This is a genomic window from Bifidobacterium thermophilum (genome assembly GCF_037482445.1).
Classification (GTDB): domain Bacteria; phylum Actinomycetota; class Actinomycetes; order Actinomycetales; family Bifidobacteriaceae; genus Bifidobacterium; species Bifidobacterium thermophilum_B.
Genome location: NZ_JBBHLY010000004.1, coordinates 35,266 through 58,280, shown reverse-complemented (window position 1 = coordinate 58,280; position 23,015 = coordinate 35,266). Strand labels below are relative to the sequence as shown.

19 protein-coding genes are annotated in these 23,015 nt (G+C 61.4%); 8 read left to right on the top strand and 11 right to left on the bottom strand.

Going from position 1 to position 23,015, the window contains the following annotated elements:
- Nucleotides 1–21: 21 nt before the first annotated feature.
- The 4 genes from WD012_RS04870 to WD012_RS04855 all read right to left on the bottom strand — a co-directional run bounded on the left by WD012_RS04870 (nucleotide 22) and on the right by WD012_RS04855 (nucleotide 2,683).
- Nucleotides 22–687 (bottom strand): hypothetical protein, encoded by a 666-nt coding sequence (locus tag WD012_RS04870; RefSeq protein WP_339562663.1) that lies wholly within the window; start codon nucleotides 685–687, stop codon nucleotides 22–24.
- Between the two features lie 2 nt (nucleotides 688–689).
- Nucleotides 690–1,388: a hypothetical protein gene (locus WD012_RS04865; protein ID WP_339562662.1), complete on the bottom strand. Its 699-nt coding sequence runs from the start codon at nucleotides 1,386–1,388 to the stop codon at nucleotides 690–692.
- Nucleotides 1,378–2,229, bottom strand: coding sequence for a hypothetical protein (locus WD012_RS04860; RefSeq protein ID WP_339562661.1), 852 nt, complete (start codon nucleotides 2,227–2,229; stop codon nucleotides 1,378–1,380). The genes WD012_RS04865 and WD012_RS04860 overlap by 11 nt, the downstream gene beginning before the upstream one ends.
- A 76-nt stretch (nucleotides 2,230–2,305) precedes the next feature.
- Nucleotides 2,306–2,683, bottom strand: a complete 378-nt coding sequence (locus tag WD012_RS04855) for a hypothetical protein (protein WP_339562660.1) — start codon at nucleotides 2,681–2,683, stop codon at nucleotides 2,306–2,308.
- Between the two features lie 417 nt (nucleotides 2,684–3,100).
- On the opposite strand from WD012_RS04855, the gene WD012_RS04850 reads away from it, so the two are divergent.
- From WD012_RS04850 to WD012_RS04835, 4 genes are all read left to right on the top strand, one after another.
- Nucleotides 3,101–3,748: a LuxR C-terminal-related transcriptional regulator gene (locus WD012_RS04850; protein WP_339562659.1), complete on the top strand. Its 648-nt coding sequence runs from the start codon at nucleotides 3,101–3,103 to the stop codon at nucleotides 3,746–3,748.
- Nucleotides 3,749–3,840: 92 nt separating this feature from the next.
- Nucleotides 3,841–4,977 carry a sensor histidine kinase gene (locus WD012_RS04845; protein WP_339562658.1) on the top strand — a complete coding sequence of 379 codons (1,137 nt, stop codon included), beginning with the start codon at nucleotides 3,841–3,843 and terminating at the stop codon, nucleotides 4,975–4,977.
- Nucleotides 4,978–5,031: 54 nt separating this feature from the next.
- Nucleotides 5,032–5,529 carry an inorganic diphosphatase gene (locus WD012_RS04840; RefSeq protein ID WP_015451087.1) on the top strand — a complete coding sequence of 166 codons (498 nt, stop codon included), beginning with the start codon at nucleotides 5,032–5,034 and terminating at the stop codon, nucleotides 5,527–5,529.
- Between the two features lie 444 nt (nucleotides 5,530–5,973).
- Nucleotides 5,974–6,558 carry a manganese efflux pump MntP gene (locus tag WD012_RS04835; RefSeq protein ID WP_339562657.1) on the top strand — a complete coding sequence of 195 codons (585 nt, stop codon included), beginning with the start codon at nucleotides 5,974–5,976 and terminating at the stop codon, nucleotides 6,556–6,558.
- Between the two features lie 196 nt (nucleotides 6,559–6,754).
- Here the strand turns inward: WD012_RS04835 and WD012_RS04830 are convergent, their stop codons facing one another.
- A complete protein-coding gene (locus tag WD012_RS04830; RefSeq protein WP_339562656.1) occupies nucleotides 6,755–7,492 on the bottom strand; it encodes a hypothetical protein in 738 nt (245 codons plus the stop codon).
- 242 nt (nucleotides 7,493–7,734) lie between these two features.
- Here WD012_RS04830 and WD012_RS04825 point away from each other — a divergent pair, with 242 nt between their 5' ends.
- The 4 genes from WD012_RS04825 (at nucleotide 7,735) to valS (ending at nucleotide 14,611) form a co-directional block, all read left to right on the top strand.
- On the top strand, nucleotides 7,735–8,475 hold the full coding sequence (locus WD012_RS04825; RefSeq protein WP_339562655.1) for a winged helix-turn-helix transcriptional regulator: 741 nt from the start codon (nucleotides 7,735–7,737) through the stop codon (nucleotides 8,473–8,475).
- A 918-nt stretch (nucleotides 8,476–9,393) separates the two neighbouring features.
- Complete coding sequence (gene nth / locus WD012_RS04820) at nucleotides 9,394–10,062, top strand: endonuclease III (protein WP_339562716.1); 669 nt, start codon at nucleotides 9,394–9,396, stop codon at nucleotides 10,060–10,062.
- A gap of 76 nt (nucleotides 10,063–10,138) precedes the next feature.
- Entirely contained in the window at nucleotides 10,139–11,689 is a 1,551-nt protein-coding gene (locus WD012_RS04815) for an ABC transporter substrate-binding protein (protein WP_339562654.1), read from the top strand.
- Nucleotides 11,690–11,827: 138 nt separating this feature from the next.
- Nucleotides 11,828–14,611 carry a valine--tRNA ligase gene (gene valS, locus WD012_RS04810; RefSeq protein ID WP_339562653.1) on the top strand — a complete coding sequence of 928 codons (2,784 nt, stop codon included), beginning with the start codon at nucleotides 11,828–11,830 and terminating at the stop codon, nucleotides 14,609–14,611.
- Between the two features lie 138 nt (nucleotides 14,612–14,749).
- Here valS and WD012_RS04805 read toward each other — a convergent pair whose 3' ends face one another.
- From WD012_RS04805 to WD012_RS04780, 6 genes are all read right to left on the bottom strand, one after another.
- Nucleotides 14,750–16,768 (bottom strand): hypothetical protein, encoded by a 2,019-nt coding sequence (locus WD012_RS04805; protein WP_339562652.1) that lies wholly within the window; start codon nucleotides 16,766–16,768, stop codon nucleotides 14,750–14,752.
- Between the two features lie 167 nt (nucleotides 16,769–16,935).
- Nucleotides 16,936–17,328 carry a chorismate mutase gene (locus tag WD012_RS04800; protein ID WP_339562651.1) on the bottom strand — a complete coding sequence of 131 codons (393 nt, stop codon included), beginning with the start codon at nucleotides 17,326–17,328 and terminating at the stop codon, nucleotides 16,936–16,938.
- 138 nt (nucleotides 17,329–17,466) lie between these two features.
- Complete coding sequence (rho, locus tag WD012_RS04795) at nucleotides 17,467–19,434, bottom strand: transcription termination factor Rho (protein WP_339562650.1); 1,968 nt, start codon at nucleotides 19,432–19,434, stop codon at nucleotides 17,467–17,469.
- A gap of 278 nt (nucleotides 19,435–19,712) precedes the next feature.
- Nucleotides 19,713–21,302 carry an NAD(P)/FAD-dependent oxidoreductase gene (locus WD012_RS04790; protein ID WP_339562649.1) on the bottom strand — a complete coding sequence of 530 codons (1,590 nt, stop codon included), beginning with the start codon at nucleotides 21,300–21,302 and terminating at the stop codon, nucleotides 19,713–19,715.
- A gap of 149 nt (nucleotides 21,303–21,451) precedes the next feature.
- Entirely contained in the window at nucleotides 21,452–21,766 is a 315-nt protein-coding gene (locus tag WD012_RS04785; RefSeq protein WP_026503203.1) for a DUF2469 domain-containing protein, read from the bottom strand.
- Entirely contained in the window at nucleotides 21,763–22,923 is a 1,161-nt protein-coding gene (locus WD012_RS04780; RefSeq protein WP_339562648.1) for a GNAT family N-acetyltransferase, read from the bottom strand. Before WD012_RS04780 ends, WD012_RS04785 begins: the two co-directional genes overlap by 4 nt.
- Nucleotides 22,924–23,015: the final 92 nt, after the last annotated feature.

Below are 23,015 nucleotides of genomic sequence, written 5' to 3'. Positions count from 1 at the left end.
TTGCTGCGATATTCAGCCCAATCAGTAGATTTCCACACGCTCAAACACCATGAGATTCGCCACGAACAACGCAACGGACGCGAGCAGCAGCGCGGGAACCCAATGCGGCACGGCGAACACCCACGGCGACAACAGCCACCGTCCCAATCCGTTCAATGACAGCAGCGCCAAATACAATCCCGCGGCGACGAAATACCCTATCGCACGATATCCCAGCATGTATCCGAGATTGACGACGAGCATGAGCACCACCAGCGTCCAGGCCGCGCACACCGCCGTCAATGCAATCTGTCCAGCGCAACCCGCAGGAGCCAAGATCTCGGCGACAACAAGCTGCACCCCGGTGAACAACACACTGTAGACCAGCACAATCAGGCAGTACCGGCAAAAATGCGAGACGCCCCGCCGCCGCCTGACATAGACCATGAAATCGGGAATCAGCAGGTATTCCGAGCATTGCTCCAGCGATATCGCGATTCCACCGGCCATGAACAGCAACGGGTACATATTCAGCGCGATATCCGCATGTGCTCCCGGAGGAAGCACACGGAACATGCCCATGAATACGCTCATATCCTGGCCGCTGTAATAGAAGCGCGCCGCAAGAATCGCATATATCACGACCATCAGCAATCGCAGACCGTGGCGGCCTGCTGAAAGCTGGGCTAGACGACGTATGGCACGCATGATCAATCCTCCAACCGGTCCTTGGTATTGAACAAGGCGACAGCGGCAACACCGAGCAGGGTGCAGCAGACGAGACAAGGCACAATCTGGAAAAGCGCAACATCCCGCCACCGTGGACTGATCGGGTACCAGAAGTAGCACACCACGCGTGCCGCATCGCCTTCAAACGCCAGGAGAAGCCAACTGGCAACGGCGAAGAATGCAATCAGCACCGCGGTGACGTATTCGATGGCAAATCCCGCGCAAGCCAACACAAGCTGCATCAGCCCGACCACGCAGTTCATCATCAGGCATTGCACCACCACCATGGCCGCCAATGACCAATCCGAGGCGGCAACCAGCCGATGTTTGACAAGACATTCCACGCCGGTGAATACCAGTCCGCCGAACAAGGCACACAAGCCCGATGTCACAGCCAGCCAGACGACATTGTCCTTGAATTCATCCACAGGATTTCTGCGCACCAGCTCGAATGTCCCGAACCGGACGTGTCCCAGGCACGTGAGCATCAGGCAGATCGGCAGCACCGACGCACAAACATCCTGTTTCATGAACCCCATGTAGCCCTCCACCAAGGTGTTGTCATGGGCGCTCAACAGCATCGACACGCTGTATATCAGTCCGGCGATGGTGAGAGCTACAGAAAAGACCTTCAGCCCGACACTGGAATATCGAATCGAGGAGACGATGTCACGAAGCATCACGTCTCCTTTCCACGCACAACAGGACTACGGATATCCCCAGCAGCAGGACAATCGAAAGCACGACGCCGACGACGTTCTGGATAAGCACCGGGCGCGAGGGAGGCGCAAAATCAAGGAAAATCACATGGCTCCACTCATCGGGCACCAAGCCGCCGGTGCAAGTCGGAAGCATCCACCACACCAGGCTCAGCACGAAGGGGACCAGCAACTCCACATATTTGCGGTGCACGAAGAATGATGCCCCGACAGCGACCGTGGCATACAGCCCGGCAATAACGAACACCAGTAACAGCCCACAGACGATGAACAGCACCTGATTAAACTTGTACAGCGGGTATACCCATGAATCCGAGGAGATCAGCACGTAGATATCGCTGGATATGTTTCCCTGCGCATCCGTCGCATCGCCGTCGATGAAAGTCAGGTGAGGACAGCGCACGCCGGCTATCACAAGATTCAGCAAAACCGGCATCGCCCCGCCCAACCCGCCGAGGATGAAGCCTGAGACCATCGAGGTCGACAGGAATCGGCCTCGCCCTTCACGGACTTCAATCGCAGGGAGACGCCCGGCATGCCGTTCCGATGCCATCACGCCGCCACCGAGCAGAGCAGCCAGGAAGGGCAGCAGCAGGAGATACATGCCGCTGCCCGATCCATATTGGCTGAAGAGCATAACGTCACGAAGCATCGTCGGTTTGCTTGGAGGAACCACATAGCTGGCACCATACGTAGTCGCATATTCGATGCCGACCAGCACGCAGGACATGGCAAACACGCCGACCATGTACACGCTGCGCAACTGCCCGGCCAATTGCATCCGCACCAAGTGCCAGTCCATCTCGAACCTCCTCGTTCCGCCGATAATCTCATCTTACCTTTATTGCAATGATGGTGATACTTCGTGACGCGACAACTCAGCTATCAGGGCTCCAGTCTCCTGATGCCTCAGTTTGGTTGGAATAATACTTCGTCGTTTGCACACGCATGTGGACCTGTTTCCTCCCATACTTCTGGAAAGTTTGATTGGTCACATAACCATGTTGTCCAGACGAAAGCGTGACAGTCCCAGATTCGACATCTTCATTTGCGAATCCAAGCATCCATGCTTTAATCGCTCGACCACCGGAGATACTACCGGCGCTGATATAGCCGGCCGATCTGTCCTGCTTTTGCCGATTCGGCGTATCCCCGGTACTCCAACCGATGAGATACGCGCTCCAAGGGCTTTTCGCGTGATTCGCAGCGGATGCCGGTACTGCGAAAGACACGGAAGCGGCTGCAATTGCTATCATTGCAGCCCCTTTCCGAATTATTTGCGATTTCATCTTTGAAACCTTTCTCTATTGAATGGATAGGTCATTAACTATGGTGAACTCATTTCGCTTGAAATGGAAGGATTTGTAATGACAGCCTTTACACCTCCCAAATGACATAGCCATCGCGGAGTTCCAGGAGGGCAGTACACCATATCAACTTGCAGCATTTCAATCTGTTGTATTCCTGTAGATGCAAGGGTGAAGGTCGACTTGCCGCCTCCAGCCGATAAAACTACAGCCAGCACCATCGATATAACCGCTTGCATTATGTCTCCCAGCCGTCCGGCTCTCTAGTGTTCATGGAAATCACGTTCCAGTAAATACTCAATCTGGTGTAAAGAATATCTTTACAAGCGCTCAGCTCAGGCGATATTGCGGCTACACTGTTGACGTATGGAGAAGAATGGGATATCCATCGCGGTTGTGGACAATGACCCTTGGGCCTTGCAGTCCATTGCCCGCTGGATTGACGGCAGTTCGCCTTCGCACCACGTGATTTGGAAAACCACTTCCGCGTCCGAGACACTCCACCGTTGCCTATTCGGCTCCGGGCAACCTGACGTGCTGATCCTCGACATCGCGCTCAACGATGCCTCCGGCGTATCCGTATGCGCAAAGATACGGCAGCATACCGCCGATATCGGCATCATTGGCATCACCGCGTATGACCCCGGCAGGTATGCGTCAGATTTCGCACGGGCTGGCGCGCAGGCGATCATCGCCAAAGAGCGCCTCACCCGCGAATGTCTTGCGGCTCTGCCCATTGTTGCTGAGGGCAATCCAACAGATCCCGGCATGTTCATGCCCGCGCAGCAGGCCCACGCCATGATTGCTGCGCACCATTCATCCGCGCAATTTAGCCCGAGGGAACGCCAGATATTGCACATGGTGGTACGCGGCATGAGCACCTCGGATATCGCGGCCGAGCTCGGCATCTCCCCCAACACCGTATTCACCCATATCCATCGGGTATCCATCAAACTCGGAACATCCAACAGATCACAAATCATTCAGCGATGCAAACAATACGACATTCTCTAACCTCAATATGGCGCAATTGCCGCAACTTGAACCACGCAATACCACGGAAACTCACCGGGTTCATATCAGCCCTGATACTGCTGATCTATGTCTTGGAGCTGGCAACCGGCACCTTTCATGATTACACCGCATTTTCCATCGCATGCATCTGTATCGACATCATCGCGCTGGGCATCTTTATCTATGCCCCGTACTTCGGATCGGTCCTCGTCATCGCGCTATGGATTTTCGCCATTTGCATCCCGCAATCTCTGCCGTATTCCTTCGTCGTTGCAGGCATGTTCGCCACGGTGATGCTCGGATATATCAGTTTGTCTTCGGCCTTGGGAGTCGCCCTCATCACTTTTTGCTGTCTCATCGGCAACTCTTACATCGGTAAACAATGGCTCGCGTTATACATCGCCACATTCGTGGGGCTGGCCGGCATCGGTTACGTCCTACGTTTGATTTACGACCGCAATCGTACAGCCTCCCGTCTGGCTGCCCGCCAGCGCCAAGAGGCGATCGCCGAAGAGCTGCACGACATCGTATGCAACGACCTGACGTATGCTCTCCACCAAATCGACCTGCTCGCCGATACCGCTGACACTCCGCGAGAACAAGCGGACACACGCAATGACATCCTAGATATTCTGCCCGGCATCAAAGACAGTGTCGCGGAGGCTCTGCAATACGCCCGAGCCTCGATTACCACCCTACAATCAGACGGCGGGAATGACGCGCCAGGCCGCAGCCCCATCAACGTCAATATCAATTCGATACTCCATCGGCAGCAAGAGAAACTCGCCGCTGCCGGGTTCAACGATGTCGTCTTGGCCGACAACATCGGAACGCTTCCTATGCTTCCGGAACAAGCCGCCATCATGGACAAGCTCATCATGGAGTTGTTCGGCAATATCCTCAAGCATGCAGATCCTGCCGGCGGGTATGTCGTGACTGCGCATGCCGGCGCATCCGCGTTGCATATCAGTGTCAGTGATACTCCCGCCGAATCTTCTGCGTCTGCCAAGCCTTCTGCATCCGGCACAACAGGGAAAACTTCCGTTGACAACCATCATGGCGATGCCGTCTCACCAGGTGGTCGCGGATTGCGGTATTACCGTAACAGGCTGTCCGAGGCGGGAGGATCGCTGTCCGTATCGACGGCAGACGACCAATGGACCATCGATATCACCGTCCCGCTGTACACGCCGGACGACAAACCGCACGGGGACGGCACCGACGACTGAAAAAGCGGGTATCCTGAATAACGGAAATCCTGTTGTCTATCAAGGAGATTCGAAATGGCAGAAACCTTCAATGTCGTCGTGGAGATTCCGCGCGGTTCCAAGAACAAGTATGAAGTGGACCATGAGACCGGCCGCGTCTTCCTGGATCGTACGCTGTTCACCGCCATGGGCTACCCGGATGACTACGGCTACATCGACGGCACGCTGGGCGAAGACGGCGATCCGCTCGACGCGCTCGTGATGATCCCGAATTCCGTGTTCCCGGGCTGCGTGGTCGAGTGCCGCGCTGTCGGCCTGTACCACATGGTTGACGAGGCCGGCGGCGACGACAAGGTGCTGTGCGTGCCTGCCGACGTGCGTTTCGACGACATCAAGGACATCGACGACGTCAACGAGTACCACAAGGCCGAAATCAAGCACTTCTTCGAGCAGTACAAGGCTCTGGAGCCGGGCAAGGAAGTCAAGCCGGGCGATTTCTGGGCCGGCGTGGACAAGGCTGAGGCCGAGATCAAGGCCGCGCGCGAACGTCTCGCCGCTTCCGAAGCCAAGTGACGCATACGCGCACGGTTACGGGTTCGGCTTTCGGCTTGAAGCCCAAGGATTGATAGCGATCGCCTAGGCATCCGCCGAAACGAGCTGTGCACATATACGACGTGAAAGGACCGTCCTGATTGGGGCGGTCCTTTTCGTTTGCGAGGGCTGTGTAGTCGCGTGGTCACGTAGTCGGCGTAATCGCACGGTCGGAGTGGTCAGCGTGCGTCGCGTGGCCGACGTAGCTCGTGTATATGGCATGTTGACGTGCCAGGCGTAGTCCGCATAATCCGCGGCTTGTCTTTCAGTGACGAGCGACTATACTTGGGCGGGTAATTTCGACATGCGAACAGATTCACGGGAATTCAAAGCCGCACCTACGCCGGCAGTCGCCGTGTCGGACCGTAAGGCGTAGGCGGCAATCCGTCGAGGCCCATCCGCGCTGCGGATGAACCATGATTGGCTATGACATCAAGCACCTCTTTGGTTGGTATTCTTCTCATCGCGCTTTCCGTTTCGATGGACGCGTTCGCTGTGTCCATCGGCAAGGGCCTGACCGTGCGCCGGGTACGCCCGTTGGATGCGTTGAAAACCGCCCTGTGGTTCGGCGGGTTCCAGGCGCTGTTCCCGCTGCTCGGCTATCTGGTGGCGGGCACGTTCAGCGGATATGTGACGGCGGTGGATCACTGGATCATCTTCGGATTGCTCGCGCTGATTGGCGGCAATATGATCCGCGAGGCGTTCGAGGAGGACGACGAGAACGCACGCGAAACACCGCAGTTCGATTGGCGGCACATGCTGCCGCTCGCCGTGGCGTGCAGCATCGACGCGTTCGCGATCGGGGTGAGTTTCGCGTTCATGAAAGTGAACATCCTGTGGTCGGTACTGATCATCGGCGTGGTGACCGGCGCGTTCTCCGCCGCCGGCCTGCATATCGGACACGCGTTCGGCGCCAGATGGCAGAAACCCGCGCAGATTGCGGGCGGCGTGATCCTGATCCTCATTGGCATCAAGGTGTTGCTCGAGCATCTCGGCGTCATCGCCTGGTAGGGCGGGTCAGCGAAGGCAACATGAACGCGTCGTAGGGCACTGGTATAGCGCTGTATCCCAAGGTTCCCGGGTTCCTAGGCATCCGACTGATACCTCCTGACCTATACCGCGCGCAGGAAGCGCGAAATCACGCTGTATCACCGCCTTCCTGCGACTTCAGGGCGCGGAAAGGCAAACAACATGTGTACCGGAAAAGTCAGCCTACAAATATCGGACCGTACTGGCACAGCAGCAATGCCAGCGTCGCGGCGAACGCCACCAGCCCAAGCAGCATCACCGGTAGCAGGGCAATCCCGACCCACGGGGCCGGTACGGCCGGATCCGGATCGAAATCCTTGAGCCAGAACCGCGAGGCGATCACCATCAGCACCATAAGCGCCAACGCAATCACACTCACCACAATGGCAGCCCAGGTTCCCGGCCCTGTGAACGACACGCAGGACGCCGAGACCACCACAAACAGCCAGCCGGGCATACTCGCCATCGCCACCACACCGGTCAGGCTCTGGGACAACGACCGCACCAGGTCGGTGCGCTGCTCCCGGGCCATCTGGCGGGCGAACCCAATCACCGTGAACGCCGCAAGCAGAAACACATACACGCAAGCCCAACGGATAAGCGGGCCCGCGGCGACAGCCAGCTTGCCGGTCGTATGCAGCGGGGGGTACAGCGCCCCGCTGCCCAACGCGTTGAATGCGAACACGAGTGACACCACCCCGGCAAGCGCGCCGATAAGGCGATCAACCCACGTGCCCCGGAACGGCCAGCACACGGTGAACGCGACCATCGCCGCAACACACAGCAACGCCACGATGACCGGCCCGCCGAACACCCCGGCACAGACCAGCAGTATGAGCGCGACAACCTGCACGGCGAGCACAGGACCATACGGTCGATAGGGAAGGGTGATACCGGGTTCGGTCTGCTGTGTCATTCTGTTCCTTCCGCCGACGGACGGCCGTCTTGCCGATGCACATAGTTGCGCACCGGGATAGCCACCCATGTTATGGGAATGTTACCGGCGTGTGACATCACACCATGTGCAAACCATTATTGTAGCCGCAAGCTTGCCCATTCTCCGCTATATGAAAGCACGGTGAGGAATCGGGACGGTTGCCATAACATTACAGCTGTAAACTGTGTGAAAACCACAATTCGACCGGAGGGATGCAACACATGACTGATTTGACGTTGATGACCTCTGCCAGTGACCCGGCGTCCGTCCTGCCTTCCCTCGCGCTGCTGTCCCACAGGGTACGCGTACTGCCGATGGATGCGGCAAGCCTGGTGAAAATGCCCGAAAGCACCGTCCTGTTCCTGGACGCGCGAGACGATCTGGCCACGGCAAAGACCTTGTGCCGTCTGATCCACGCCTCCGGGCTGTCCACACCGATCGTGCTGATTCTCACCGAAGGCGGGTTCACCGTCGTCAACTCGCAATGGGGTATCGCCGACGTCGTCGTCGCCAACGCCTCTCCCGCCGAAGTCGAAGGCCGTCTGCGGCTCGTCACCGAACGCGGCAGCATGCCGGCCGGCGCCCAGACCAGCGACACCGGCACGCAGGACACCGACGGGCTGATCCGTTGCGGCGACCTGGTCGTCGACACCAATGGCTACACCGCCAGCCTGCACGGCCATCCCATCGATCTTGCATACAAGGAATTCGAACTGCTCAAATACCTGGTCCAGCATCCCGGACGCGTGTTCACGCGCGCCCAGCTGTTGCAGGAAGTGTGGGGCTATGACTATTACGGCGGCACACGAACCGTGGACGTGCACGTGCGTCGCCTGCGCGCCAAGCTCGGCGGCGAATACGAGCATGTCATCGGCACGGTACGCAACGTCGGCTACCGTTTCGACCCGCCGGAGGACGACAAGGACGACAGCGCCGCCCGCGCGAACGCTTCCCAGGGCTGATTCAGGCTGATTCAAGCGATTCAGGCTGATTTCGACTCTTCGGGCTGATTCAAGTGCCCGTTGTGTGAGCCAATCCTCACACAACGGCTTGCGTGGGCCACCCAACCAGCCAGTTCCGGACACCCGACCTGCCACAATGCGAGCTCATCCTCACACGACAACCTTCCTGGCTGCCGAACCGACCGGGAAAAGCCGCCCAATCGGTCCTTTTGCGAGCCAATCCTCACATACCGGGCGTCAGTACAGGGCAATCAGCCAAATCCGACCGCCCCAACCGGCCACCATGCGAGCCAATCCTCACACCGCGACCACTAGCACCATATAGTCCACCGGATCCAGCCACCCAATCAGTCGCCGTGTGAGCCAATCCTCACACCATGGCGCCTCGGCATATCCAAGCCAACTATTCAATCCATCCAGCCTGCCACAATGCGAGCCCATCCTCACACGATGACGCCCATCATTCCCCAGCCGACAATATCTATCCGTTCGACCCCTGACCGTGTGAATCAATCCTCACACATCGCACCCCACACCCTCCTCGCAGAACCAATCAGGCCACTACACGTCCCACCGTGCGAATGAGCCCTCACACAGAGACCCCCACCGCTATTTAACCAGCCGCATCCAGCCATCCAACCTGCCAGAGTGTGAGTAGATTCTCACACAGCCGCTTCTCCGACCACCCAACCAGCCAAATCCGACTACCCAACCGGCCACCGTGTGAGCCAATCCTCACACAACGGCTTGCGTGGGCCACTCATCCGGGCACATCCAACCACCTGAACCGCCATCATGTGAGCCAATCCTCACACAACGCCGCCACCGCCACCCCACCAACGTCCGCCGCATCAGCAATTCGCCATTGGCATACGACCCGCGGTTGGACGGATGCCCACTGTGCCTTATCATGCGGGTATGGCCAGCGAAAGCAAACGACACCGCCTCGAGCGCATGCACGACGAATACCGGATCCTGTGCGAGGAGTTCCCCACCCCGGCGTGCGCATTGCATTTCACCAACCCTTTCGAACTGCTGACCGCGACGATCCTGAGCGCCCAGACCACCGACAAGCGGGTGAATACGGTCACGCCCGCACTGTTCTCGCACTACCCCGGACCGGCCCAGCTGGCCGCCGCACGGGTGGAGGATGTCGAGGATATCATCCGGCCGCTGGGCTTCTACCACGCGAAATCACGCAATATCGTCGCGATGGCGCATGACGTGCATGAACGGTTCGGCGACAGCGTCCCGCACACCATGGACGAGCTGACGTCGCTGCCCGGCGTCGGGCGGAAAACCGCGAATGTGGTGCTCGGCAACGCGTTCGGCGTGCCGGGCTTCCCCGTCGACACGCATGTGATCCGCGTGACCGGGCGCCTGCGCTGGCGCACCGATTGGCGCAGCGCACACCCCGACCCGGTGCATATCGAACGCGAGATCACCGCATGCTTCCCGCCCGAGGAGTGGACCGACCTGTCGCACCGGCTGATCCTGCACGGCCGGGCGACATGCCACGCGCGCAAACCCGACTGCGCCGCCTGCCCGCTCAACGGCACCTGCCCCAGCGCCGGCATCATCGCGTGAGCGCATCAGCGTGAGCCTGTCACCGGCCCGGAGCGGGTGACCGGCGCATCGGCAGGGCGCACGGTAGACTCGAGGTATGACGAAGAAGAAGCATGGCGAGCTGAAACGTTGGGCGGCATTCCTTGCAATCGTGGTCGCATTGTTCTCGCTCGTCATGCTCGGCAAATCCGTCGCCCAGCGCAGCGGCGTGCTCGAAGCCACCGGGCTGATCGGCTCGGGCCCCTCGATCGACGTCGGCCTGATCGGCGCCCCGGCATCACTGGATATTCGCACCGAACAAGGCACGGCCGTCGAACAGGCGCTCATCGGCAACGTCTACGAGACGCTCATCGGACGCGACCAGAACAACCAACTCATCCCCGCGCTGGCCGACAGCTGGACCACCTCGAAGAACGGCCTGACCATCACCCTGCATCTGCGTGGCAACGCGACCTTCTCCAACGGAGACACGCTCGACGCCGAGGATGTCGTCTGGTCGCTCAAACAGATCATCAGCGGCAAATACGTGGGGCATGAGCAGCTTTCGACCGTCGCCGCCGTCGATAGCGACAGCGCGAACCGCGTCACCCTGACGTTGCGGCAGCCGGACGCGACCCTTCTGCGGGCGCTTTCCGGCCGTGCAGGCATCGTCTACGACCGTGGGGCGAACACCGACTATGCGACCCAGGCGCTTGGCTCCGGCCCCTTCACCGTGAGCGCATACCGCGCGGGCTCGGATATCACGCTCAGGCGCAACCCGCACTATTGGGGCGCCAGCAAGGCCGCCAGCAGCCAGATCGTCCTGCATTACTACGCCGACGAAGCCGCGCTCATCGACGCCGCCGCCAAGGGCGACGTGGTCATGGCGCTGCCGCTCGAGCACACCAGCCTGACGGATATCACCAAGAAAACGGGATTGAAGGCGGTCCAGGGTTCCAGCACGTCGAAAGTGATGCTCGTCTTCAATTGCAGCACGGAATCCCCGATGTCCGACCTGCGTACCCGGCAGTCGTTCCGCTATCTGATCGATGTCGCGGCGATCGCATCCTCGGCCACGGACGCTAAGCAGGCGCTCGGCGGGCCGATCGGCCCGCTGGAACCCGGGTACGAGGACCTGACCGGGGTCTACCCGCACAACCCGCAGCAGGCCGTGACCATGCTCCTGTACTATTCGACCCGGTATTTCGGCGATCTGACCTTCCTGGTGCCGCAGGAATACCAGGCGCTCGGCGAGCAGATCAGCGGATACCTCAGGCAGGGCACGTCGGCGCATACCGCCATCAATCCGGATATGCAGGTGGTCGATGACGCGACGCTCAGCCAGCGGCTGGCCAATGGCGATTTCAAGCTCGCACTCATGACCGTCAGCGGCACAGACAACGTGGACCTGTTCAACGGCGTAGACAATACGCTGCAATACCAGAACGGCAACGCGCAGGAAGCGTACCGCAACGCGGTCGCCGCAACCACGGGCGACGCCTACGCCGACGGCATGAAGCAGTTCGCGTCCATGGTCAGCCAGGATGCCGCGGCCGCATGGCTGTACGAGCGCGGGGTCAACATGGCGGTCAACGGCAGACTGCACGGCTACCCGGTCAACATGACCGACGAGCTGCTGCCGCTCAAGGACCTCTCGATCGAACAGTAGCCTGAGGCCCGTCCGACCGGCGCGGCCGCACGGCATCGCCGCACGCAGGACGCCCGCGTCCCCGGCCCGGGAACAGCACCCCGGAACAGCGCAAAGCCCGCTCCCCCGTTGTCATAAACGCTCCCTAAACTAGCGGTTATGACTGATCAGGACAATACCATCACCGCGAACCTGACCCCGCTGCCTGACAAGGTCGGCGTCGACGGGCTCGAAGACAAGTGGCGCAAGACGTGGGACGAATCCGGCGTCTACAAATTCCGCAACACCCGCGACCGCAAGGCCGTCTATTCGATCGACACCCCGCCGCCCACCGTGTCCGGACATCTGCATGTCGGCCACGTGTTCTCCTACACGCACACCGATATCATCGCCCGCTTCAAGCGCATGCAGGGCTTCGACGTCTTCTACCCGATGGGCTGGGACGACAACGGCCTGCCGACTGAGCGCCGCGTGCAGAACTATTACGGCGTGCGCGTGGACACGTCCCTGAAGTATGATCCTGATTTCAAGCCGCCATTCGAAGGCACCGACGGCAAGAAGATCGACGCGAAGGACCAGGTGCCGGTCAGCCGCAAGAACTTCATCGAACTGTGCGAGCGACTCACCAAGGAGGACGAGAAGCAGTTCGAGGAGCTGTGGCGCTCGCTCGGCCTGTCAATCGACTGGTCGCAGACCTACCACACCATCGGCGAGCATCCGCAGCGCGTGGCCCAGAAGGCGTTCCTGCGCAATCTCGCCCGCGGCGAGGCCTACCAGAAGGACGCGCCGGGCCTGTGGGACGTGACCTTCCAGACCGCGGTCGCCCAGGCCGAGCTGGAAAGCCGCGAATACCCCGGCTTCTACCACAAGATCGCGTTCCGCTTCGAAGACGGCACCCCGATTTACATCGAAACCACCCGTCCGGAACTGCTCGCCGCGTGCGGCGCGCTCATCGCCAACCCGGAAGACGAGCGCTACAAGCAGTATTTCGGCCAGTACGTCTACTCCCCGCTGTTCAAGGTCAAGGTGCCGATTCTCGCGCATCCGGCGGCCGAAATGGACAAGGGCGCGGGCATCGCGATGTGCTGCACCTTCGGCGACGTGACCGACGTCGAATGGTGGCGTGACCTGAAACTGCCGACCCGCCCGATCATCCAGCGCAACGGCCGCATCATTATGAGCGTGCCGGATTGGATCGAGGACCCGCAGGGCCGCGCAATCTTCGAGGAGACCGAAGGCAAGACCACGTTCTCCGCACGCAAGATCATCGTCGACCACCTGCGCGAATCCGGCGAGATGGACGGTGAGCCGAAGCCCACCACCCGTATGACGAACTTCTACGAGAAGGGCGACAAGCCGCTCGAAATCGTCACCTCCCGCCAGTGGTACCTGAAGAACGGCGGCACCGACAAGAAGCTCAACGCCGAACTCATCGAGCGCGGCAACGAGCTGAACTTCCACCCGGACTTCATGCATGTGCGTTATGACAACTGGGTCAACGGGCTCAACGGCGACTGGCTGATTTCCCGCCAGCGCTTCTTCGGCGTGCCGTTCCCGCTGTGGTATCCGCTCGACGCCAACGGCGAGCCGGATTACGAGCATCCGCTCACCCCGCGCGAGGACCAGCTGCCGATTGACCCGACCAACGACGTGCCGGAAGGCTACGACGAGTCCCAGCGTGACCAGCCGAACGGCTTCACCGCCGAGAAGGACATCATGGACACGTGGGCGACCTCGTCCCTGACCCCGCAAATCGTGACCCATTGGGCTGAGCCGGGCGAGGAGAATGAGGCGCTGTTCAAGGCCACGTTCCCGATGGATTTGCGTCCGCAGGGCCAGGACATCATCCGCACCTGGTTGTTCAGCTCCATTGATCGCGCGCATCTTGAGAACCATTGCCTGCCGTGGGCGAACGCCACGCTGTCCGGCTGGATTCTCGACCCGGATCACAAGAAGATGTCGAAGTCCAAGGGTAACGTCGTCGTGCCGAACAAGCCGATCAAGCAGTTCGGCGCGGACGCCGTGCGCTATTGGGCCGCTTCCGCGCGCCTCGGCCTGGACGCCACGTATGACGAGGGGCAGATGAAGATCGGCCGCCGTCTGGCCATCAAGCTGCTCAACGCCACCAAGTTCGCGCTGGCCATCGGCCGCGAGGACGAGAACCATCATGTCGGCTCCCCTGCCGTCGCGCATTGGAATCCGGCCGACGTGACCGAACCGCTGGACCGCGCGGTCATGGCGAAAATGGCGCTCGTGATCCGCCAGGCGACGAACGCGCTGAACTCCTACGAGCATTCGAAGGCGCTCGAAGTCATCGAAAGCTTCTTCTGGCAGTTCTGCGACGATTACATCGAACTCGTGAAGAACCGCGCATACGGCACGGCCGATTCGACGGGCAAGACCCCGAGCGAGGCGGCGGTCAAGTCCGCACGCACCACGCTGGGGCTGGGTTTGGATACCTTCGCCCGTCTGCTGGCCCCGTACCTGCCGTACGCGACCGAAGAGGTGTGGTCCTGGATGCACGCGGGCGAGGGCTCGGTGCACCGCGCTGCATGGCCGAAGCCGGAACCGTATGAGCAGGCCGCGTTCAAGGTCTCCCCGGACGTCCTCACCTATGCCGGCGAGGCGCTTGCCGCGCTGCGCAAGATCAAGTCCGAGGCGAAGGTCTCGATGAAGACGCCGATCCTGTCCGTCACGCTTGACGCGGTGGATGATGCGGCCGACTCCATCAAGTCCACGCTGGGCGACATCGCCGAGGCTGGACGTGTGGTCGGCAACATCACGCTGGTGCGTGCCGGCGCCGCCATCAAGGCCGTCAAGCAGGCTGCCGCAGCCGCCAAGAGCGCCGCGCAGGATGCGAAGAACGAGGCCGATGCGGCGGTCGCCGTCATCGTCAAGGACAGTGAGCTCGGCGAGCCGCCGGCCAAGAAGCCGCGCAAGTAATCGCTGACGCTTCCCGCGTCCTCCCCTGTACACCGGCGACGTCGGGCAACCGCCCGGCGCCGCCGGTTTGTGTATCCGCACCAGCCAATAATGCGAACTGGGGACGGATTAGAACGAGATGGGTTAGAACGGGGCAGATCAGAGTTCGTCGGCGACCATGAGGAACCGGGCGCCGGTGGTATTCGTGTTCACCGGAGTGACGACATCCCGCGAAGCCCCGTCACGGCCGATGCGCGCAGCCTCGAGGGCCCCCACTGAAGACTGCGCGTCAACAGGATCCCCGACCGTCGCTCTGGCGGCGCGCGCCTCGGCCATCGCCTGAGTCAATGCGGCCGACGCGGACACCCCGTTAGGCGCCAGCGTATCCACGGCATCCTTGATGATATCGGCTGCGGTCTCCACGGCCACCACATCATGCACCGTTCCCGACATATCAGTCTCAAGGCCACGCGCCCGCCCTGACAGGCCGTACAACGAACGCGTAGCGGCCGCCGGCATGGCAAGTGTGTCGGCGGCGGAACCGGCGGAACCGGCGCCGACACCGGCCCCGGCATGCCGCTGCGAGACATAGGCCGCCAAACCCGTCGCCGACACCGTTTTCCAATCCGTCGTGACGGTCTTGGGGGCACCGGATGCGCCGGATACACCGCCGGTACTGGACTTCGCGACGAGTGCGGCCAAGGTGAGCAGCATCTTGCCCTGCCCTTCACGGGCCTTCGCCGCCGCCATCGCATCCAGCGCAGCCTGGACCTTCTGGTTGTCGGTTCTGAGGTTCTTGTTCGAGGTGAGTTCGTCGTTCGTCTGATCAATCGCCCGCTGCGCATACGCGGACGCACCCGACGCCGTCCCTCCGGTCATCTTGCCCAGATGGCGCGTATACGCGTCGGTATAGGCCATCGAGAACGGGATCATCGCGTCGTGCATCATCTTCTGGCCGGTCTTGAAATCCTTGGCCGCGCGCGAAATCTGCGCAGTCGCCTGCCGTTTGAGGTCCGCCGCCAAGCCGGTGGTCCCGCGCAGCTCGATCTGCCGGATTGTGTCATCGATCGCGTCCGCGGCGCCCTGATGGGATCGGGCGACACTGCGATCATTGGTCGCGTCGGAAATGTCCGCGACAGCCCGCGCCACCGGCGTGTCGCCGTTCAGCTCGCCAGCCGTGCCCAGGAGCGCGCTCATCTGTGTGCTGTCGCCGATGGAACCGCTCAGATGCCCGGTGTACGAGGTCACGTACGTGGCCATGTACTCGTGGAAGGCCTGCTGGTATGCCGGGTCCGCTGCCGCGATAGCACGTTTCGCCTTGTCGCGTTCCTCGTCGCGCATGGCCTTGAGCCGGCTGAGCAGCTTCGTGTCATGTTTGCCGCCGCCGATGGCGATATCAGACAAATTACCCGCCCGCGTGGCGAGCGCGGTCATGGAACGGCTGAATTCCGCGGTATCTGAGGCTTCTACCGCAGCCACGGCCAACGGGCTCATCGAACAGTGCTTCGCGGTGAAGAAGAAGTCGAAGGATGTGGTACGGGCCGGCCTGCCGACGGCGACGACCAGCATGCCCGTGCCGTTCTGGGTGACGAGTGTGCCGCTGCTGCCCGTGATCGCACTGGTGACTTTGGTCGGCACCGTGAACGCGATCACCGGGATGGTGGTCCTGGCGTAATCCGTGTCGGCAAGCGGATTCGGGGACACGGTCACGTGCAGGCCGACCAGGCCGTTCGCCCCGCTGACCGCCGACGAATCCACATTCGGCCCGTTGAGGCTGTAGCGCACGCGTACCGTCCACGGCATGGCTTTGAGACCGCTGCTGACCCTGGTCAGGGTATTGGCCGACGTGCCCGCCGCATGTTCCCCACCGCCCACGGTGTCGGCGACAGGCTTGCCGGCGCCGGTCACCCCGTAATCGATGACCGTGCCGGACTGGTCAATCTGGAAATCGTTGGCGATATACAGCTCGCCGGAAATCGTCCCCGCGTGCAGCGTACCGAACACATCCTGCGTTTTCGTGGCCGTAGCGGTGCCGAAGGCATACGCTGCCTGATGGGCGGGGGCGGCACCTCCTGCCACCGCGGCGAGCGTCATCGCGCATGATGCCGTGATGCCGCATACCCTGGCGGCGATCTGTGCCGTACGCCTTCCACGTCTTGTACCGTGGGTCACCATCATCAGTGCCGTATGCTCCTTGATTCCGTGGTCTTCGCCTCCGGCCGGTACCCCGATCCGCAACCGGGCACGGCGGTTTGACGCGATGGCCGCGCCTCCACAGTATTCAGACGAAAATGTGTTCAGACGAAAATGTGTTCAGACGAAAATGTGTTCAGATGGAAAAATATTCAGGCGAAAATATCGAGCACGCCGGGGTCCCCGCCGGCGTCGGCGATACGCTGATGGCGTTTCTTGGCTTCCGTGACCACGAACTCCCGGTACATTTCCGCGATTTCAGGGTCGAGCCCGGCTTCCTGCGCCACCCGGTGAAGCCGCTTGATCTGGGCGTCCTCGCGCTTCCAGTCGGCTGGCGCGAACCCTGCCTGCGCCTTAAGCACGCCCACTTCGGACGTGAATTTGAACCGTTCCGCGAGCAACGAGACGATAGCCGTGTCCACGTTGTCAATCGACTGGCGTAGCGCCTTGATCTTCCTCACCGCCTGCGCGACTTCCGGGTGCTCCTGCGCCTGCGCGGTATCAATGGTCGTATCCTGCCAATCACCATGTTCGGAATCGTTCATACATTCCAGATTATCAGCCTTGCCTTACCAACAAGCCAAGCCATATACGCGGATGGCGGACCACCGTCGGGCGATCCGCCATCGCATATGTCGGCCATGCCGTGATTTGCCGTCACCAGTGCAAGGCATCGGAACGCGTCAGTTCGAGGATGATGCCCCCGCACCCGACTGCTGGACCAGCGCCTTGAGGAAGTCGCGGTTGCTGGGCGTCTTCTTGAGACGCGGCACCAGCGCCTGGTATGCCTGTTCGGGTTCGAGCCCGCCGAACAGCCGGCGCAGACGGTAGATGATCGGCAGTTCCTGCGGCGAGGTGATGAGCTCCTCGCGGCGGGTGCCGGACGCATTGATGTCCACGGCCGGGAACATGCGCTTGTCAGCCAACTCGCGGCTGAGGCGCAGCTCCATGTTGCCGGTGCCCTTGAACTCCTCGAAGATCACCTCATCCATCTTCGAACCGGTCTCCACCAGCGCGGTCGAGATGATGGTCAGCGAGCCGCCGTTCTCGATGTTTCGTGCGGCGCCGAAGAACTTCTTCGGCGGGTACAGCGCCTGCGCGTCCACGCCGCCGGACAGGATGCGCCCCGACGCGGGTGCCGCGATGTTATACGCACGCGCCAGGCGGGTCATGGAATCGAGCAGCACAACGACATCCTGGCCGAGCTCGACCAGACGCTTCGCACGCTCGATCGCCAGCTCCGCCACCATGGTGTGGTCGGATGCCGGACGGTCGAAGGTCGAGGAGATGACCTCGCCCTGCACGGTGCGTTCCATATCCGTGACCTCTTCCGGGCGCTCGTCCACCAGCACGACCATGAGATGGACTTCCGGATTGTTCACCGTGATCGCGTTCGCGATGGCCTGCAGGGTGATGGTCTTGCCGGCCTTCGGCGGGGAAACGATCAGGCCACGCTGGCCCTTGCCGATCGGGGCGACCAGGTCGATGATCCGCCCGATCAGCTTGTTCGGCGTGGTTTCCTGACGAAGCCGCTCCTGCGGGTACAACGGGGTGAGCTTGGCGAACTGCGGGCGGTTCGCCGCCTCGTCGACACCCATGCCGTTGATGCTGTTGATCGCCTGCAAGGGCACGAACTTCTGGCGCTGGGTACGGCGTTCGCCTTCACGCGGCGTGCGGATGGTGCCTTGCACGGCATCGCCCTTGCGCAGACCGTACTTCTTGACCTGGCCCATGGAAACATAGACGTCGTTGGGGCCGGGCAGATAGCCGGAAGTGCGGATGAACGCGTACGAGTCCAGAACATCGACGATGCCGGCGACCGGGACCAGGTCGTTCGGCTGGTCCTGCTCGTCACGACGGCCGTCGTAGTCGCGTCCGGCGCGCCCACGGCGATTGTTGCGCCGGTCATCACGCTCGTTACGGTCGTTGCGCTCGTTACGGTCACGATCGTTACGATCACGGTCACGGTCGTTGCGCTCATTGCGGTCACGATCGTTACGCTCGTTGCGCCCGGAGCCGCGACGGTGGCCGAAGGCACGTTCGTCGCCGGCATGTTCCTCGTTCTTCTGCGCCGGCAGGCTGGCCAGGATATCGTCAAGGTCGCGCACCGCCTCTTCCTCGCGTTCCTCGATGCTGGCTTCCACATGGCCGCCACGGCGATGCTGCATCCCGCCGCGATCGGCGCCACGGCGGCGCAGACGCGTGCCTTCAGCGCCATCAAGCTCAAGCTGGGCGAGTACCGCATCCGCCGATTCCTCGGCGGCGCGACGACGCGCACGACGCTCATGCACGCGCGGCATCTGCAATTCGCCTTCCATCGGCGAAATCGCCTCGGTGTGGGCGACCGGCACACGGACCGGCCTGGTCTGCTGATGCTCCTCGGACCCGTCGGACGACGCGGCCTGGGCCGCGGCATGGTCCTGATTCGCCGCGGGTGCCGGCTTCTGCGCTTCCACGGCCGATGCCTGCGGCTTCTTCACTGGTTTCGGTACGCGTACGGTCACGCCGGCAGGTGCCTCCCCTCCGCTGCGAGCCGCCTGCAACGTTGCGAGCAGCTGGGGCTTACGCATGGTGGATGTGCCGCGAAGACCCATCTGCTTGGCAAGCTCCCTGAGCTCAGGCAGCTTCATATCCTCAAGATTTTGGCTCATTGCCTAATGTTGCCTTTCCTTGGCTTCTACCGACACCACGCCGGTGAGCTGTATGACAAGATGCGGAAAAACCCGCGATGAACGTCCGATTATCACGGTCCTGAAAACCTCATCGGACGTTGTTCACTGTACAACGGACGCCTGACCGATGCAACACGCCGCCCACGATACGGCAGTTCCGGGTTGTCGTGCGACAGGCAGGCACGGCCCACAGGCGATACGGCAAGGCCCGCCGTCCCTCAATGGGGCGACGGGCCTTGGAACTGACCGGCAAGCCGCTACTTCTTCTCGTGGTAGGACTTGTCGGTGTTCACCGACCACACGTTGCGCTTCGACGTCTTGCCGGATTTGATATTGCCGACCGCCTCGATGGCCGTGGCCATGGAATGGTCCATGTTGTTGTACCGGTGCTGGCCGTTGCGGCCCACGCAGTACAGGTTGCCGAAGGAGTCAAGGTATTCGACGAGCTCCGGCATCTGGGCGTACGTGTCGAAATACGCCGGATACGCCTTCTTGACGCGTTCGCGATGCGAATCCAGCACGTCCTGGGGGCCGTTGATCACGCGCATGCGGGTCATTTCCTCGATGGCGAACTTCGTGGCCTCCTCATCGGTCATATTCCAAAAATCGTCGCCTTCCTTGCAGAAGTATTCAAGACCGATCCACACGGTGTCGTCGACGTCCTTGACCAGGTACGGGCTCCAGTTGTTGAACACCTGGATGCGGCCGACCTTGTAACCCGGATCCTGCACGTAGATCCAGCAATCCGGGACGATCGGCGGGTTGCCGAGCGTGGGGATGTCGGTGGTGTTCTTCAGGCGAAGATGCTTGACCAAGAGACCCACGGTCACGAAATCACGGTACGGCAGGCCCTCCGCCACAACGGTCATGTCCTTGGGCGCCGGGGTCTCGGAAGCGTCGATCGCCTCGACCAGGTCCTTGACCGGCATGGATGAGATGAACACGTCCGCCGCAAGCTCGGTGCGTTCACCGGCGGCGTTCTCATACACCACGGAGGAGATACGGCCCTCATGCTGGCGGACCTCCACGACCTTCGCATCCGTGATCACCTTCGCGCCGGCGTTCTCGCAACGCCGTTCCACGGTCTCCCACAGCTGGCCCGGACCGTACTTCGGATACCAGAACTCCTCGATGAGGGAGGTCTCGACCTCCTGGTTGCTGCGCTTCTTCGGCAGCAGCTTCCGGAACGCGTTCTTCAGCACCTCGATGATGCTCAGGCCCTTGACACGCTGCGAACCCCAGTCGGCGGAGATCTGGCTGGGGTGACGGCCCCACAGCTTCTCCGTGTAGCCTTCGAAGAACATCGAATAGAGTTTGCGGCCGAAACGGTTGATGTAGAAGTTCTCCAGATTCGTTTCCGGCAGCTTGTGGAACACGGACTTCAAATAGCTGAAGCCTGCCACCATGGTGAGCTTGAAGCCCATGGCCTTGAGCGTATTGACCGACAGGGAGATCGGGTAGTCGAAGAAATGATGGTTCCAGAAGATACGGGAGACGCGGTGGCGCTTGAGCATCACCTCGTCGGTCGTTTCGGGGTCCGGCCCGCCGGGCTCCAGATCATGGTGGCGGCCGAGCTTCTTGTCATCGTAGGAGGGGGCGCCCTGCAGCGGCAGCACGTCCTTCCACCAGTCCATGATGCGGTCATCCTTGGAGAAGAACCGATGCCCGCCGATATCCATGCGGTTGCCATTGTGCTTCACGGTGCGCGAGATGCCGCCGAATTCGCCGGTCTCCTCAAGCACGGTCACGTCGTACTGCCCGGCGCCGCCTTCCTTCACCAGTTCCCACGCGGCAGTAAGACCCGCGGGGCCACCGCCGATAATCACGACGGACTGTTTCTGTGCCACAATGACCTCCTGAACAATACAACAAATCGGTGAAACTCTACACGCTTCGGCGCATCATGGACGCCAAGGCGGACAAACATACACGAATAAACCGCATGCCATGTTACCACCCAGCCCGCCCACCGCATCGGCGGACGGTGAAAAGCGCGTCATGTCAACGAATCGGGAATATCGATATCGGTCTTCTGGACCTCTTCGACATTCACATCCTTGAACGTGACGATCCGCACGCTCTTGACGAACCGGGACGAACGGTACACGTCCCACACCCACGCGTCGGTCAGCTGCACGTCGAAATACACGTCCTGGCCGGCGGAACGCACGTTGAAATCAACCTTGTTCGCCAGATAGAACCGTCGTTCCGTCTCCACCACGTACGTGAACAGCTTGATGACATCGCGGTACTCCTTATACAGGGCCAGCTCGGCGTCGGTCTCGTAGTTGTCCAGGTCTTCAGCGCTCATACGTCGTTCTCCGTCCTACGTTCGCGTTTGCGGCCGATGGTACGCCACCACGCCTGTTTCGAAGGCTGGCGGTCATGCGAGCTGTGCGGCCAGTTCTCCTCGCCGTCAAGCGTATGTCGGCTGCGTTTGCCGCCGTCCGCCGGCTTGTCCGCCTCCCGGTCGGCATCGTCACGCATGATCTGTTCCGCCAGCGCGGAGACGGGGGAAGCCGGCTGCGATGCGGCAGCGGGCTCGCCGGCATGCGCATCCTGCGGTTGCGCGGTCCGCGCTGCCACGACGGCATCCTGGACGCCATCCTGCGCCTCGCCGCCCGTCGGGGCCGACGCCGCCCCGTCTTCTGCGGGATGCTCCCGTTTGCGGATCGCCAGCGAATGCTCGCGCGCGCTCAGCGCCTCCTTGACACCCGGATTGTCCTCGAACACGTGCATACCGAAGACCTCGAGCGAACGAATCGGATCATACTCGTCGGTCAGCATATCCATGACGATCAGATCCTGGTACTTGTTGTTCTCGGCATCCCACAACGCGTCACGCGACGTGCCGGACGGGATGAACCCGAGCGACTGGTATACGGACAGCGAGCGCGTGTTCTTCTCCGGGACCGCGACCCAGATGCGATGCATACCCAGGCCCGCCGGGCGTGGGGCGAAGCCGAAGGTCATGACGCGCGGCATGGCGTCACGGGAGTAGCCGCGGCCGCGGTAATCCTTGCCGAGCACCACCTGGATGCGGGCGGAACGCGACCAGCCGTCGATATCGATCAGGAAGATCATGCCGATGACGTTATCAGTCGCTCCGGCGTCGATGACGCCGTCACCGTCACGGTCGGCATCGGTGAGAATCGCCCACGCGATGGTCGGGCGCGATTCAGGATCGCCGACACCGGATTCGGCGGACGCGCGGCCTTCGGACCATGCGACCGAACGGCGTACCCACGCGTTGACGGCGGCGCGTTCGGACTCGCGGTCCTTGCCGGTGATACCAGACGCGTTATAGAACGCCTCCAGCTGGTCGAGACGCTCCAGATCCCCAAGAACCGCCGGACGCAGATGCACCATTTCGCCGCGGATCTGCGGGATGGTGATCCGGGACGGCAAGATGCGGCGCTCGTCGCCGGCGACTGCGCTGCCCACCACAGACTCAGTTTGTTCAGACATTCGCTTTCATCCTCATAAGCGTTACCAATACGGTCCTATTCTACCGGGCCGCGCAACAAGTTGCAGGATTTCGGGCGAACCTGTACGGAACG

Bases quoted from the DNA above. Each gene is read 5' to 3' on its own strand.
- WD012_RS04860 (WP_339562661.1), bottom strand. From the start codon at position 2,229: ATGGACTGGCACTTGGTGCGGATGCAATTGGCCGGGCAGTTGCGCAGC.
- WD012_RS04855 (WP_339562660.1), bottom strand. From the start codon at position 2,683: ATGATAGCAATTGCAGCCGCTTCCGTGTCTTTCGCAGTACCGGCATCC.
- WD012_RS04825 (WP_339562655.1), top strand. From the start codon at position 7,735: ATGACTGATTTGACGTTGATGACCTCTGCCAGTGACCCGGCGTCCGTC.
- WD012_RS04815 (WP_339562654.1), top strand. From the start codon at position 10,139: ATGACGAAGAAGAAGCATGGCGAGCTGAAACGTTGGGCGGCATTCCTT.
- WD012_RS04850 (WP_339562659.1), top strand. From the start codon at position 3,101: ATGGAGAAGAATGGGATATCCATCGCGGTTGTGGACAATGACCCTTGG.
- WD012_RS04780 (WP_339562648.1), bottom strand. From the start codon at position 22,923: ATGTCTGAACAAACTGAGTCTGTGGTGGGCAGCGCAGTCGCCGGCGAC.
- WD012_RS04805 (WP_339562652.1), bottom strand. From the start codon at position 16,768: ATGATGGTGACCCACGGTACAAGACGTGGAAGGCGTACGGCACAGATC.
- WD012_RS04785 (WP_026503203.1), bottom strand. From the start codon at position 21,766: ATGAGCGCTGAAGACCTGGACAACTACGAGACCGACGCCGAGCTGGCC.
- rho (WP_339562650.1), bottom strand. From the start codon at position 19,434: ATGAGCCAAAATCTTGAGGATATGAAGCTGCCTGAGCTCAGGGAGCTT.
- WD012_RS04800 (WP_339562651.1), bottom strand. From the start codon at position 17,328: ATGAACGATTCCGAACATGGTGATTGGCAGGATACGACCATTGATACC.
- WD012_RS04870 (WP_339562663.1), bottom strand. From the start codon at position 687: ATGCGTGCCATACGTCGTCTAGCCCAGCTTTCAGCAGGCCGCCACGGT.
- valS (WP_339562653.1), top strand. From the start codon at position 11,828: ATGACTGATCAGGACAATACCATCACCGCGAACCTGACCCCGCTGCCT.
- WD012_RS04865 (WP_339562662.1), bottom strand. From the start codon at position 1,388: ATGCTTCGTGACATCGTCTCCTCGATTCGATATTCCAGTGTCGGGCTG.
- WD012_RS04830 (WP_339562656.1), bottom strand. From the start codon at position 7,492: ATGACACAGCAGACCGAACCCGGTATCACCCTTCCCTATCGACCGTAT.
- WD012_RS04835 (WP_339562657.1), top strand. From the start codon at position 5,974: ATGACATCAAGCACCTCTTTGGTTGGTATTCTTCTCATCGCGCTTTCC.
- nth (WP_339562716.1), top strand. From the start codon at position 9,394: ATGGCCAGCGAAAGCAAACGACACCGCCTCGAGCGCATGCACGACGAA.
- WD012_RS04840 (WP_015451087.1), top strand. From the start codon at position 5,032: ATGGCAGAAACCTTCAATGTCGTCGTGGAGATTCCGCGCGGTTCCAAG.